Genomic DNA, 14,408 nt, shown 5'->3' on the forward strand with positions numbered 1-14,408 from the left:
CCGTTCCACCTGTATCTCGCCAACAGGGTACACTGGCATTTTTATCTAGCCTGCACCGCTATTTATGCCGAATACCCTACCTACTTTGACCATAAAATCATCCACACCGGGTAAAAGACTGATCGCCAGCCTGGTTTTGCTAGCCATCAGCCTGCCCTTGAGCTTGCCAGCCCTGGCAGAGATACGCCTGAACGACCCCATACCGATCAACCCTGATTTAAAAATGGGTAAACTGGAAAATGGCCTGACTTACTATATCCAAAAGAACGATACGCCGCGCAAGAAAGTGGAACTGCGTCTGGTGGTAAAAGCCGGTTCGGTGCTGGAAGATGATGATCAGCAAGGCCTGGCGCATTTCACTGAGCATATGGCTTTCAATGGTTCCAAGCATTTCAAAAAGCATCAACTGATTTCTTACCTGCAATCCATAGGTGTGAAATTTGGTGCTGACTTGAATGCTTACACCAGTTTTGATGAAACCGTGTATATCCTGCCCATCCCTACCGACAAACCTGCCTACCTGAAAACAGGTTTTCAGGTACTGGCCGACTGGGCGCAAGGCGTGGAAATGAAAGGCATCGATATCGACAAGGAACGTGGCATTATTCTGGAAGAAGCGCGCCTGGGCAAAGGTGCCAGTGACCGCATGACACGCCAGTTGCTGCCTGAGGTATTCAATGGTTCCAAATATGCCGAGCGCCTGCCCATAGGCAAGGAAGACACCATCAAGCAATTCAAGCATGATGCGCTGCGCCGTTTTTACAAAGACTGGTACAGGCCAGACTTGATGGCGGTCGTGGTCATTGGTGATGTACAGCCAGCAGAAGCGGAGAAAATGCTGCGCAAGTATTTCTCAGGCCTGCAAAATCCCCAGCCTGAGCGCGCCAGGCCAGAAATCAATATCCCCAAGAATACCGCATCCAAGGCGATGGTGATTACTGACAAGGAAGCTGGCAATAATTTGCTGATGCTGCGCTATCCTCTGGAAAAACAGCCTGCACATGATGTCATTGCCGACTACCGTCAGGATATTATCCGCGGCTTCTACAAATCCATGCTGAACCGCCGCCTGGGTGCCCTGACTGAGCAGGCCAAACCACCTTTCCTCGGTGCGTCTGCCGGCAACGAACAGGTGGTGGCAGGCTATGATTCTTTTATTTCGACTGCCATGTTGTCGCAGGCAGGCATACAGCCAGCCCTGGATGCCCTGATGCAAGAGAAAAACAGCATACGTCAATTTGGTTTTACAGCTGCCGAATTTGAGCGTGCAAAAAAAATTGAAGCGCGTGAATATGAGAGCATGTTCAACGAGCGCAGCAAATCCAACTCTGCCACTTTTGCTGCAGAATATATACGCAATTTCCTGACAAATGAACCTATACCTGGCATCAAGAATGAATACCTGTATTTCAAGGAATTCGCCGACGGTATTTCGCTGGAAGAAATGAACCGCTTCGCCAGACAGGCGACGCCGGATGACAGTGTCAAACTGATGTTTTATGTGGGTTCAAACAAGGAAGGCGAAGCCATACCCAGTACTGCAGATTTGCTGGGCATGGCTGCCAAGGCAGAGCAACAAACCGTGCAAGCCAGAGTAGAAAAAGTAGCCACGGCAAACCTCATGACGACACTGCCCAAACCTGGGAAGATCGTTGATGATAAAGAAAACAAGCTACTCGGCCTGGTGGAGTTGACTTTATCCAACGGCGTCAAAGTCACGCTGAAGAAAACGGATTTCAAGAATGACCAAGTCCTGATGAGTGCACGCCGCGCTGGCGGTTTGTCTATGTTCGCCGATGCTGACTATTTCAATAGTTATTACAGCAATCCGGTAGTATGGGGCATGGGCATGGCTAATTTCAGCCAAAAGGACTTGCAGGAAACACTGGCAGGCAAATCCGCCAATGTCAGAACCAGCATGGACAATTATTCTGAGAGCATAGGCGGAGCGTCGAGCAGCAGCGATATAGAAACCATGCTGCAATTACTGTATCTGCGCCTGACCGCTCCACGCAAGGATGAGGTGATGTTCCAGACCCTGATTAGCGCACAAAAGGAAATGGCCAGGAATAACTGGGCGCGTCCTGAAGCGGTCTTCTCTGAAGCAATTACAACGACGATCTATAAAGATAATCCACGAGTGCCACATCAGGCGAGGGTTGAGGATTTTGACAAGATCTCGCTAGACCGCAGCATGGAGATTTATCAGTCACGCTATGGCAGCGCCAAGGATATGCATTTCATCTTCGTTGGCAGTTTTGATTTGGACAAAATCAAACCGCTGATCGCCACTTATCTGGGCAGCTTGCCAAACACGGATATCAAAACCACCTATCAGGACTTGCATATCGACCCGGTACAGGGGGTGGTCAAGAAAGAAGTGCGCGCTGGCAATGAAGAGAAGAGTACCGTAGTACTGAGTTTCAACGGACCTTCGACTTATACACGGGAAGAAAATGGCCGCTTCCATGCCATGGTGGATATTCTGAACCTGAAGATCATTGATGTGTTGCGCGAAAAACAGGGTTTGATTTACAGCGGCGGCATGAGTGGTTCTTTTGAACGCATACCCAAGGATAGATATAGCATAGATGCAGAATTGCCCTGTAGCCCTGAGAATGTCGACAAGGTCATCGCAGCCCTGTTTGCCGAGATCAAAAAGTTGCAGCAATCTGGCCCACAAGTGGAAGACTTGAACAAGGTAAAGCAGTCTTGGTTAAAAGAGCACCAGCAAGAATTGCTCAGCAATGAGAACTGGTTGAATCACTTGCAAAATGCCATTTATTACAAGACTGAAGCTGAGTCTATATTGACGGTAGAAAAACGCATCAAGGCAATCACACCGGCACAAATCAAGGAAGCTGCCCAGCGTTATTTCAACTTCCAGAATTATGCGCAGATCGTCATGTATCCTGAGCAAAAACAAGAAAGTAAATAAGACCCGCCATCACCATCAAGGGGAGCTCATCTGTAGCAAGATGAGCTCCCCTTGATCTTATCAGCTTGCTATTAATATGGTGCTAATTAAAAGAGAAAGTGTAATTCACATCCACCGCTGACTCAGTGCCGGTACGGCCTATGATGCTGATACGGCGCGTCAACTGCCAACTGAGTTTGATGCCACCACTGGCGTCTGACAAACCGCGCTCTACCGACAATACCAGACCAGGCATGAGGCGCTTGCCGACACTGACAACCTGGTCAGTAGTGGCATTGCTGGTGCCTGTGGAACCGGCGATGGTTTGCCCGGGCAAACGGCTGGAGGAACCATTCGATGACGAGCCTATGGAGAATTCGTCAAAGCCCAGGCCTTGCACTATGTCACGTGGCACATTGCGGCTGCCATCGCCACCAAAGATAGCTGTGGCAGCGGACATCAGCAACGAGGCATCGCCACTGGCGAGCTGATCCGAACCACGCCCCAATACCAGCCACGAGAGTTTTTCTGCATCTGGCACGGCAGGTTCTGACACCAGGCGGACTTGTGGTGCACTGACAGTACCGACAACTTCCACGCCTGCCTCAACCGGCAAACCCTTGCGCAAGGCGCGTATGTTCAAGCCTGGATTGGATGGCGGCCCCTGGAAATTCAAGATACCACGCTCTATGGCCAATTGCTGGCCATAGCCTTCATACGCCCCTTTCACGGTGCGTATTGAGCCATTTGCCTGCAAGGGGCTGCCATCGCTGGAACGCAAGCGCAGGCTACCTTCCAGGCCAGTATCAAGGCCACGGCCAACGAAAACAAAACGTGGCCCCATGTCAAAACTGACATCGACGCGGGTTTTCAAGCCTTTACGGTTACTGTCTGCTTCTGCAGCTTTCGCCACGGCCTTATCTGTCTTGCGTATCACCACGACATCACTGGAAAGGCTGGGAGGTGGCAATTTAGGTAACTTGAAGTAGGCGCCATCAGCCAGTACCTTGCCGGTCAGGCTCCAGATATTATTGGCTTCAACGATATTCGCCTGGCCGGAAACCACCAGCCATCTATCCTTGCGTTGCAAGAGTGGGAATTGGTTCCACTGTGCCTGTATGCTGCCAGTTTCTTTGCCCATGTCGATATCGCCACTGGCTTTGAATTCGCCTTTTTTTCCTATCCAGTTTTCATCGCGGAATTGTGCATGGCGCGGCATATTGGTGACAGTGTTGGAGAATTGCAGGTTCGTCACTTTCAGATGCTTGTCTTCTATCTGCGCATCCAGGCTGCCGTTTGGCAATAATAATCCTTCGGAAGCAAAAGCGATCTCCATCTCACGTCCGGCCAGGTTGGCCAGATAGCCAGGTTTGCCTATGCTGCCAGACAGACGGGCATCGACATTCAGCTTGCCTTTCAATACCAGGCCAGGATTGATGAAAGGCCCCAGCCATTGCAAGTCGGGCACGGCTGCCGTGACCTGTCCGTTTAAGGGGGCACTTGCCAGTATGGTCCAGGCATCATTTTGTTTGCTGAGCTGGGTATTGGCCTTGACTTGCCATTGCCCCAGACGGCTACCGTCTGCCATCAAATTCAGGCTCACATTATCACCTGCACTACCGGGGACCACGCCACCCAGCTTCATCTGCAATTGCACATCCCGTATGCCCAGAGCCACTGAAGTACCTGTGCCTTCTGGATCATTAAAGCGCAAATCACCGCTTTGATGCTGCAACTTGATCTCGCCTTGCGCACTGTCTTTTAATTGTAATTTCCATTGCGCGTTCAAGCGCAGATTGCCGCTGACGGCATGCTGAGGGTAAACCAGATTAGCGATTTCCAGCACATGGACATCACTGAGCTGTCCGCTGGTTTTAAGTGCGGCAGGTGTCCATTCCAGTTCATCAAGTTTCAACTTGCCTAGTGTGCTTTGTATTGACAGGCTGCCCAGGCGCACCGATTGTGCAGATACTTGCAAGGGTGCCGAACTTTGCAAGCGCAAATCAGGTTGGCCATTTAAATTCAAGGCCTGCAACTGGCCATTCCATGACCAGGCAGTGTCGTTTTTCGCATCCGACTGCATGCTGCCATTGGCGACCAGGCTCAGTGTTTGTTTGCCAGGAAAGATGGTTTCCAGGCTCAGTTTATGCGCGTCACGCCTACCCTGTAATTTCAAGCTCAGTTGCTCGAGCTTGTCTGGGTTGTTGTTGGTAGTGCTGGCCGCGCTACTTAATGCAGGCAAATCACCGCCGACATGCTGGGCCACAATCTCGCCGTCAAATTGTCCTTTGGCACCATTGGCAAGATTCAGGCTGGACTTCAAGCGCGCTATGCTGAATTGTTGGCCACCACGCTTGATACTGACTTGTTGTGCCAGAGCTTCAAGATTGCCTGCAGGTTCATTGAAACGGCCACGTAAAGTGGCATCGGCTTTCATATTGCCGCCCAGGGCCAGTTGCCAATTGCTGAGCAAGGGGTTCAGGTGACTCAGGTCCTGGGCATCCAGATTGAGTTTTAAAACGTCATCTGCGCCACCCCAACTGCCTTGCCCTGTCAGGGTATTTTTACCCAGATGCAGGTCGAGTTGCCTGACCTGTATTTGCTGGTCTTGCAGCCAGCGCACATCCATGCCAGCTTGCACAGTCTGCCCGGCATATTGCCCTTGCAATTGCTGCAAGCTGACTTGCACATCAAGGCGCGGCGAGAGTTGGCCATAGGCGCTGAATTCTGCCTGGATACGACCAGCAGGTGTCGCTACCCAGCGTGCCGGATCAAAGTCCTTGAGGCTGGCTTTGAGCTTGAATGCCTGCTTGCCCGCAAAGCTGATATCACCCGCGCCTTGCAGATGTGCGTCTTCAGCTTGCAACTCAAATTTATGCAAATCCAGCAGCAGTTTCTCATGATGGTAACTGGCTTCTGCTTTCAGGCTGGCACGGGTATCTTGCAATTGTGCTTGCAGATTGATGCTTTTATCTCTGGCTGTCTGCGCAGAGAATTTGCCCTGTATATTACTGGCATGCAGGCGCTGATCAATTTGATGCAAGTCTATGTTCACCAGGTTCAGTTTTAAATCTGCCTGCACCTGCGCTGCTTGCCAGTTGATGTCTGCATCACCCTGTAACTTGCCATTACCTGCCAGTTGCACTGCCAGGTCTTTCAAACTCAGGTGCTGGCCTTGCCAGAATAAACTGGTGGTCAGCGACTGCACTGGCAAACCATGCTTGTCTATGCTGGTAGCCTGAGCATTGTGTATCTGAATGGGGCCAGCCAAACCGAATGCCGCCGTCTTTTTCTTGTCTTCACCGACTGGTTTTAATTGCATCAATATGCGCAAGTTTGCTTGCGGTGCGCCCGCCTGCCAGGCAGATGGATCGAAATTCTGGACATCGATATCCAGCTCTTTGACATAGGGCGCAGTAAATGCGCTGATACCAGCCTTGGCATGACCTTGCAGGTTTTTATTTTGCAGAGTTTTGTCGGCGGTATGATCGAGGGCAGCCTCTACTGCCACTTGCATATCATGCAAGCTACCAGAGACTTTGCCTTGCAAGATGACAGGCGGTATCCCTTCCTGGACCTGGCCTTGCAGACTCAACTGGCTATTCAGTTTGAATGGGCTAAGACTGCCCATGTCGGCCACAGCCTTTAAATCACCCCAGGGGCTGCTTGCTGCAGCCTGTGCTTTGAATTGCTGGTTTTGATAGGCAAAACTGCCTGTCAGCGCGCTGAGTTTTAAGTTTTCTACTTGTTTGCCATGCTCGCTCAATGTTGCGATGTGCAAGCGTCCCAGTGCCAACCTGGGTGCATTCACGCCTACAGGCAGGCTCAAGTCTGTGGGCACGCTGGCAGCCTGTTTGCCTGGACGGCTGGCTATGTTCAGTGCGCTTATCTCCAGCGCAGTAATATCCACCTGCTTTTGCCACAATGCGGCTGGATGCCATTGCAAAGCAACCGTGCTGGCATCTATATGCAAATCATGGGAGATGAAACTGAATTGCTCAAGCCTGAGTTCATCGCCTATCGTACCCTGCACGCCGTCAAACTTGAGGCTGCCTGCACTCAATTTTTCTGCCAGGGTGAACAGGCTACGTGTTCCGGTTTCAGTCTTGCAAGCCCATACCAGTACGATGCTGCACAAGACGACAAGCAGCAATACAAGCTTCACTATGAAAAAAAACAGGCGTGACAAAGGGTGCCGTTTTTTTTTCGCGGCTGGTTTTTGTTCGACTTGTTTTTCTTCTGTGCTCATCTTAGAACGCAATCGCGATGGAGAAATCCAGGCGCACTTTCTTGGTCTGGCGACCATAGGCCAGGTCTAGCGCGATCGGACCTGCCGGGGTCTTATACCTGGCACCTACTCCCATGCCTTGCTTCAAGCTCAATTCACGCCAGTTGTCTGCCGCATTACCCACGTCCAGGAAGGTGGCCGCGCCCCAGGACTGGTTCAGCCAGTGTACATATTCTGCGCTGGCCGTTGCCATGACACGCCCGCCACGGGTGCTGCCTATATGCTGTATGCCCAGAGTCTGGTAGCCATAACCACGCACTGTCGTACTGCCGCCTGTGCGGAACAAGTAATCTTCAGGAATGCCTTCTTCATCCTTGGAAAAAACGGCACCAAGTTCTGCACGCAAGATGACGGTATCGGTTTTGCGAACTGGTATCCAGCGCTGATATTTCGCATAGCTGCGTATGAAACGCTGGTCAGACAACAAAGCTTTTTCCGAGGCTGCAAGATCAAATTGCAAAATCTCGCCTTTGCGTGGATCCAAGGCCTGGTCAACATCACGCCAGGTCCAGCCTATGCTGGCAACCAAGGCTTTGCTGACTTCTTCCGCTTCGCCCTCTGAAGCAATTTTTTCCCTGACCATATTCAAGCCCAGGCGCTGCTCCAGATGTCCACGAGTGCTGGTACGTTTGACGCCGAGAGCATTACGGCTTGAACGCACACCGGCAATATTCTCGCGCTCTACCAGCACCCCAAAAGAATCAAGGACATTGCTTTCCCTCGGTGGCAGGTAAATATCTGCATAACCCAGTTGTCGACGTTGCTCCAGCCTGAGGGCACTGCGCAAATCCCAGGCCGGGTCAAGTATATTGCGGTCGCGATAAGCAATCTCACTACGGTAGCCGGTATTGGTGCTATAACCCAGGCCAAAGCTCAAGTCACGGGCCTGGCGTTCTAGCACTGTCACGTCCACTGGTATGGCATCGGCTTTGTCAGGGTCAGGATCAATGCCTACCGCCACAGTCGCAAAATAAGCCGAGTTTTGCAAGCTGCGCTGAAAATCCAGCAAGCGCGAGCGTGAATACACTTCCCCTTTTTTAGGAGGCTGGTAACGATCTATCAACCAGGATGGATAGCGCTGCAAACCTGTGACACGCAATTCACCCAGGGTAAATACCGGGCCACTATCGACTTCGACTTGCAGGATGCCACTATGCTCATCAGCATCTATTTTTGCTTCACTGTTGGTCATGCTGGCAGCAGCATAGGCATCCGCCCGCAGGCTCTCCAGCATTTGCGTCTTGGAATCTGACCAGTCAGCCTCACGGAATGGCTGACCTACTGCCAGGCCCCAGTCTTCCTGCATGGCGCGCCGCCTTTTGATGAGCGCCTTGTCGCCAGCATCAATGGCATCTGCCATGGGGCCTTGTACTTTCAGCGAGACGTTTTCTATGATGGTGCGCGGGCCAGCCTCGACTGTGACGTGGATGAGTTTATTTCCTGTCGTCGCTAACTGGTCGGGATTATCAAACTGGATTAGCGGTGAAAAATAGCCTTCGGTCACCATGATATTGCTGATATCCAGGCGTAATCTCCTGATCAAGGCCGGAGTGATATTTTGTGCCTCGACATTGCTGGCGAATTCAGGGATATGTTCTTTGAGCAAATCTGCCCAATGCGATTTGGCAGCCTGTAATTGCAAGCGTCCGCTGCTGGTCTTGGTATTGGTGGTATTGGCTTCGCCATCCGTTTCGGAAGCTGGCAGTTCTGTGCTGGCAGGTGTTTCAGTCTGCGCCCTCACCGCCCCTGCACTGCAAAGACCAGCACAGATCAACATCAATAAAGAGCGCAGTCTTATCTGCATCTGAGAAAACTCACTTGGTCGCCAGACCAACGCGACTGATACCCAGCTTTTTTGCTTCTGAAATCACTTGTATGACCTCATCATAAATCATGCCTTTGTCAGCAGATACCAATACAGATAGCTCGGGTTTGGCATCATGATATTCGCGCAGCTTTTGCATCAACTGTTTGCGGTCTTTAGCTTCTTCCTTGCTTTCCTGACGGTTATTGCCATTGTTACCGGCCTTGCTATTGATACTGATGGTCGATGCAGCATCGGGCCGCAAGGTGATTTCTATATAGTCAGAGGGTGGCTGGGTAGATTGCCCGGCCGTAGGCAGGTTGATGACGCTGGGATTGGTCATCGGTGCGCACACCATGAAAATCACCAGCAACACCAGCATCACGTCGATATAGGGAACGACGTTGATTTCTGCCTTGAATTTGCGTTTACGTTCGCCACGCAGGGTACTCATGCTCACTCCCTCGCCCTAGCGTGATTGACGCTGGAGAATATTGGAGAATTCTTCGATGAAGGTTTCAAAGCGTATCGCCAGTCTGTCTATATCGTGGGAATAACGGTTATAGGCCAGCACAGCAGGAATAGCAGCAAACAAGCCTATTGCAGTGGCGATGAGGGCTTCGGCAATACCCGGGGCTACCGCAGCCAGGGTCGCTTGCTGCACATTGGCCAGACCGCGGAAAGAATTCATGATGCCCCAGACTGTACCAAACAAGCCTATGTAAGGAGAGACAGAACCGACGGAAGCCAGGAAGGACAGGTGCGATTCCAGCAAATCCATTTCACGCTGGTAAGAAGCACGCATGGCGCGACGCGCACCATCGAGCATGGCACCGGCATCCAGCGTCGCCTTGTTGGCGGTCTTGACCTTATGGTATTCACTCATGCCTGCTTCGAAGATACGTTCCAGCGCACCGCTGGTGTCGCGGCCCGTACGACGGCTATTGGTCGCCGCCGCATACAAGTCAACCAGATTGCCGCCAGACCAGAAATTGCGTTCAAATTCTTCAGTTTGCCCACGGGCTTTTTTAATGGCGAACATTTTGCTGAAGATATAAGTCCAGCTCGTCAATGAAACGCCGAGTAACAGGGCCATGACCAGTTGCACCAGAACAGAGGCATTTGTGATCAGGCTTAAAAATGAGAGGTCTTGGGTAACATTCATATTGAATCAATTCAAAAACAAAACACCGGGCATGTTGTTGCAGCCCTGAAATAAAAATAAACTCAGCCTATCTTTGCCAGCACTTCAGCAGGGATAGCCGCTGGCCTGACTTCTGCCTTGCTGACACAGCCCACCTTGATCTTGCCTGAGGCCAGCAAACGTTGACCGCACCGGGCTTCTTGCACAAATTGTACAGAAGCTCTGCCCAGTTTTTCGACCACGACGGTCAAGCTTAGTTCATCATCAAGTCTGGCGGGAGCATGATACTCGACTGCAGTGGCTTTGACGACAAACATCAGGCCATGTTCATCTGCCATCTCTTGCTGGTTGACGCCAGCTGCCCGTAACCATTCGGTGCGGGCACGCTCGAAAAATTTCAGGTAATTCGCATAAAAAACGATGCCGCCCGCATCGGTATCTTCATAGTAGACCCTGACTGGCCATACAAATTCTGTTTTCATAGTATAAACTTTACCAGCTATTCCAGCTATTAAGGGGATACATTTACTCTTTGTCACTCAAGTCCGCCAGGGTATTGGATAGGCAGGACTTGCCATCCCCTGGCCTTGGGCATGTCATCACTTAATTTGCGCTTATCTCTTGCTTTGCCATTAAACTTGCGCACGACAATGTATTTACCCGCTTCATACCCACCATTGGGGATTACCAATCGCATTTGCTCAGGCTTGAGATACAGCAAACTGGCACGCTCCCGCTCGGCAAACTCCAGGCGCTCCCATTTCTTTCTGGCCGGCTGATATCGAAATAGCAGGCCCTGCATGTAATTGGATGTAAATTCGCCGGAAATCAGCAGTAGTCGCTCTTTACTGCCCAGACATTGAACAGAAACCAAGCTCCCTCTTGAATTATCTTCTTCACCAGGATAAACACCAGCCGTTTTCCCATGCTGACGCAACACGTAAACATGGGTATGGTATATCTCATGATGACGCAAGACCGTGATTTTTCCGCCTGTACCTGAGTCACATTCGATGATTTCTTTCAAGTCCGGCGACAGGCGTAAATTGGCTGCTGACGCAGTAGCTGGCAGCAAACAAGAGAAAATCAGGCAACTCAAAAACTGCTTGAAGCTCACGCAGTAGTGCGCTTGATGACCAGAGGGCCATAACCCTGGCAAGTGGGCATCATCTCTATGTGATTGATATTCACATGCGCTGGCAGAGTCGCTATCCAATAAGCAGTTGCGGCGATGTCTACCGCTGTCAATGGCACTGTGCCCTCATATACTTTGGCTGCAGCTTCATCATTGCCACGGAAGCGCACATTGGAAAATTCAGTGCCACCACACAGGCCAGGAGCGATATTGGTGGCACGTACCCCTGTATCAACCAGATCTGCGCGCAAGTTACGGGTAAATTGCTCGACAAAAGCCTTGGTCGCACCATACACATTACCACCAGGGTAAGGGGTTTCGCCGGCGACAGAACCGATATTGATGACCAGGCCGGTGCCACGCGCCACCATATCCGGCAAAATGGCTCTGGTAACCGTGACCAGGCCCTTGGTATTGGTGTCTATCATGGTGTCCCATTCATCCTGGGAAGCCAGATGTGCAGGCTCAGTGCCCAATGCCAGGCCAGCATTATTGACCAGCACATCTATATTTTTCCATTCCGCACTCAAGCCAGCCAAAGCCTGCTGGATAGAGTCTTTGCTGGTCACATCCAGTGTCACTGGTAATAAAGCTGTACCGAGCTCCGCTTTCAATGCATCGAGCCTATCCGTGCGGCGGGCAGCAGCAATGACTTTATGTCCTTCGTGGACAAATTTGCGGGCCATTTCTTCACCAAAACCTGAGCTTGCGCCTGTAATCAATACGATCATGCTGAATTCCTTCAATTTTTGTAGGTAATATGCCTAGCTGATGTTAACAGCCTATTGCATACTATTTTAAGTGCTTTTGCCGTTCGATACCTAAGTGCTAAAAATTTCATAATATTTACTTGTGCGAAAATTAATTTTTTTATAGCGATGCTGCTACTTGCCGATTCAAACGCCATCACGTAAAATCCTTGCACCATTTCATCTCACGTGACTGGCGAAGTGGCCATATCTGCCCTGTTAGACGGGCAAGCATCCTGGCCCAAGATGGAGATCCATCGGGAAGCGTGAGATTTCGGAGTCAAACTGACTCCAGCCGTGCGCCTGGGTAGCCTGATGGTAAAAGCAATGAGGCTGCCCCTATCCGTTTCAGACACCTCATTAACAACAATCATTGTTTATTAACAGGAATAATCAGGAACCGCCATGTTTGCAAAAAATCATACTCTCGCCAACGTAGATCCAGAACTGTTTGCTACGATACAAAAAGAAAACGTCCGTCAACAAGAGCATATCGAGTTGATCGCCTCTGAAAACTATTGTTCCCCAGCCGTCATGGAAGCTCAGGGCTCCCAATTGACCAACAAATATGCCGAAGGTTATCCAGGCAAGCGCTATTATGGTGGCTGCGAACACGTGGATGTGGTCGAACAACTGGCGATTGACCGCCTGAAGCAATTGTTCAATGCCAATTTCGCCAATGTACAGCCTAATTCTGGCTCACAAGCCAACCAGGGGGTATTCTTTGCTCTGCTGAACCCAGGTGACACCATCATGGGCATGAGCCTGGCAGAAGGTGGTCACCTGACCCACGGCATGCCTTTGAACATGTCTGGCAAATGGTTCAATGTAGTGTCTTATGGTCTCAATGAGCAAGAAGATATCGACTACGATGCCATGGAAAAACTGGCGCGTGAAACCAAACCTAAACTGATCATCGCCGGCGCTTCCGCATTTGCGCTGCGCATAGACTTTGAACGCTTCTCTAAAATCGCCAAAGAAATTGGCGCTTATTTCATGGTTGACATGGCCCACTATGCTGGCCTGATCGCTGCTGGCGTTTATCCTAACCCTGTACCTTTTGCTGACGTTGTTACATCAACGACCCACAAGAGCCTGCGCGGCCCACGTGGTGGCATCATTTTGACGAATGATGAAGCAATCTCCAAGAAGATCAATTCTGCGATTTTCCCAGGCTTGCAAGGTGGTCCTTTGATGCACGTCATCGCTGGTAAGGCAGTTGCATTCAAAGAAGCACTGACACCAGAGTTCAAGGCTTATCAGGAACAAGTCGTCAAGAACGCTGCTGCTCTGGCAAACACTTTGACTGAACGTGGCCTGCGCATTGTTTCTGGCCGCACCGAATCTCACGTCATGCTGGTAGACCTGCGTCCTAAAAACCTGACAGGTAAAGAAGCCGAAGCCATACTGGGTTCTGCCCACATGACTTGCAACAAGAACGGCATTCCTAATGACCCGCAAAAACCGATGGTGACTTCCGGTATCCGTCTCGGCAGCCCTGCTTTCACTACACGTGGTTTCAAGGAAGAGCAAGCTGTCAAAGTAGGTAACCTGATTGCTGACGTACTCGACAATCCTCATGACGCGGCGACGATAGAACGCGTGAAGGCTGAAGTCAAACAATTGACAGATGCATTCCCAGTGTATCAAGCTTAAGAGATTCAACTGAAGCAAGGCTTAAGTATCAGGTAGCACAATAAAAAGCCACTCGCTCGAGTGGCTTTTTTTGTATCAGTCAACTATAAGAAAACTAACGGAGCACCATACGCCATGAAATGCCCTTTTTGCCACAACGATGATACCCAGGTCATCGACACCCGCGTTTCAGAAGAAGGTAATGTGATACGCCGCCGCCGCCGTTGTGCAGACTGTGACAAGCGCTTTACTACCTACGAGCGTATAGAACTGGTGATGCCTGTCATCGTCAAGAAAAACGGCAGCCGCACAGAATATGAAACCGCAAAACTGCGCGCCAGCCTCATGCTGGCCCTGCGCAAGCGCCCGGTATCTGCCGAAGCAGTTGAGACAGCCATACAAAGAATAGAAGAGAAATTACTGTCCAGCGGAGAGCGCGAAGTCATGTCCGGTCACCTGGGCGAACTGGTCATGCGCGAATTGAAACGCCTCGACAAAATCGCCTACATCCGCTTCGCTTCTGTTTACAAAAGCTTTGAAGATGTATCCGAGTTTGCCGAGGCGATACAAGAAGTCAGGAAGAACTGAAACACAAAGTTAAAGATTATCGAGCCTGTAAATAAAAGTGTGTAAGTAATTCTGGTAGATGAACCTCCTATAATGAGGAATTGCCAAAATGACGACAAACGCCATGGAAAGAAGCAAACTGCAGGCGCTGGCCAAAGAGCTAGCGAAA

At 50.7% G+C, this 14,408-nt stretch carries 10 protein-coding genes and 1 riboswitch; of the genes, 3 read left to right on the plus strand and 7 right to left on the minus strand.

Features of this window, described 5'->3' with window-relative positions:
* Window positions 1-85 precede the first annotated feature (85 nt).
* Window positions 86-2,938 carry a M16 family metallopeptidase gene (locus tag ACO0LC_RS26410; RefSeq protein WP_423008794.1) on the plus strand — a complete coding sequence of 951 codons (2,853 nt, stop codon included), beginning with the start codon at window positions 86-88 and terminating at the stop codon, window positions 2,936-2,938.
* A gap of 82 nt (window positions 2,939-3,020) precedes the next feature.
* Here ACO0LC_RS26410 and ACO0LC_RS26415 read toward each other — a convergent pair whose 3' ends face one another.
* From ACO0LC_RS26415 to ACO0LC_RS26445, 7 genes are all read right to left on the minus strand, one after another.
* Window positions 3,021-7,166, minus strand: coding sequence for a translocation/assembly module TamB domain-containing protein (locus tag ACO0LC_RS26415; protein ID WP_423008796.1), 4,146 nt, complete (start codon window positions 7,164-7,166; stop codon window positions 3,021-3,023).
* A 1-nt stretch (window position 7,167) separates the two neighbouring features.
* The gene (locus tag ACO0LC_RS26420; RefSeq protein ID WP_423008798.1) at window positions 7,168-9,009 is read right to left on the minus strand and encodes an autotransporter assembly complex protein TamA; all 1,842 of its coding nucleotides are present in this window, start codon (window positions 9,007-9,009) and stop codon (window positions 7,168-7,170) included.
* A gap of 10 nt (window positions 9,010-9,019) precedes the next feature.
* Window positions 9,020-9,469 carry an ExbD/TolR family protein gene (locus ACO0LC_RS26425; protein ID WP_423008800.1) on the minus strand — a complete coding sequence of 150 codons (450 nt, stop codon included), beginning with the start codon at window positions 9,467-9,469 and terminating at the stop codon, window positions 9,020-9,022.
* Window positions 9,470-9,478: 9 nt separating this feature from the next.
* The gene (gene tolQ / locus ACO0LC_RS26430) at window positions 9,479-10,174 is read right to left on the minus strand and encodes a protein TolQ (protein WP_423008802.1); all 696 of its coding nucleotides are present in this window, start codon (window positions 10,172-10,174) and stop codon (window positions 9,479-9,481) included.
* A gap of 62 nt (window positions 10,175-10,236) precedes the next feature.
* On the minus strand, window positions 10,237-10,635 hold the full coding sequence (gene ybgC, locus ACO0LC_RS26435; protein ID WP_423008804.1) for a tol-pal system-associated acyl-CoA thioesterase: 399 nt from the start codon (window positions 10,633-10,635) through the stop codon (window positions 10,237-10,239).
* A 53-nt stretch (window positions 10,636-10,688) separates the two neighbouring features.
* Complete coding sequence (locus tag ACO0LC_RS26440; protein ID WP_423008806.1) at window positions 10,689-11,270, minus strand: hypothetical protein; 582 nt, start codon at window positions 11,268-11,270, stop codon at window positions 10,689-10,691.
* Window positions 11,267-12,019, minus strand: coding sequence for an SDR family NAD(P)-dependent oxidoreductase (locus ACO0LC_RS26445; protein WP_423008808.1), 753 nt, complete (start codon window positions 12,017-12,019; stop codon window positions 11,267-11,269). Before ACO0LC_RS26445 ends, ACO0LC_RS26440 begins: the two co-directional genes overlap by 4 nt.
* 197 nt (window positions 12,020-12,216) lie before the next feature.
* Window positions 12,217-12,353: riboswitch (ZMP/ZTP riboswitch) on the plus strand.
* Window positions 12,354-12,442: 89 nt separating this feature from the next.
* On the opposite strand from ACO0LC_RS26445, the gene glyA reads away from it, so the two are divergent.
* A complete protein-coding gene (gene glyA, locus ACO0LC_RS26450; RefSeq protein WP_423008810.1) occupies window positions 12,443-13,693 on the plus strand; it encodes a serine hydroxymethyltransferase in 1,251 nt (416 codons plus the stop codon).
* 114 nt (window positions 13,694-13,807) lie between these two features.
* Window positions 13,808-14,260 carry a transcriptional regulator NrdR gene (gene nrdR, locus ACO0LC_RS26455; protein WP_423008812.1) on the plus strand — a complete coding sequence of 151 codons (453 nt, stop codon included), beginning with the start codon at window positions 13,808-13,810 and terminating at the stop codon, window positions 14,258-14,260.
* The last annotated feature ends 148 nt before the right edge of the window (window positions 14,261-14,408 follow it).

It is taken from the genome of Undibacterium sp. JH2W (assembly GCF_049340425.1).
Taxonomy (GTDB): Bacteria; Pseudomonadota; Gammaproteobacteria; order Burkholderiales; family Burkholderiaceae_D; genus Undibacterium.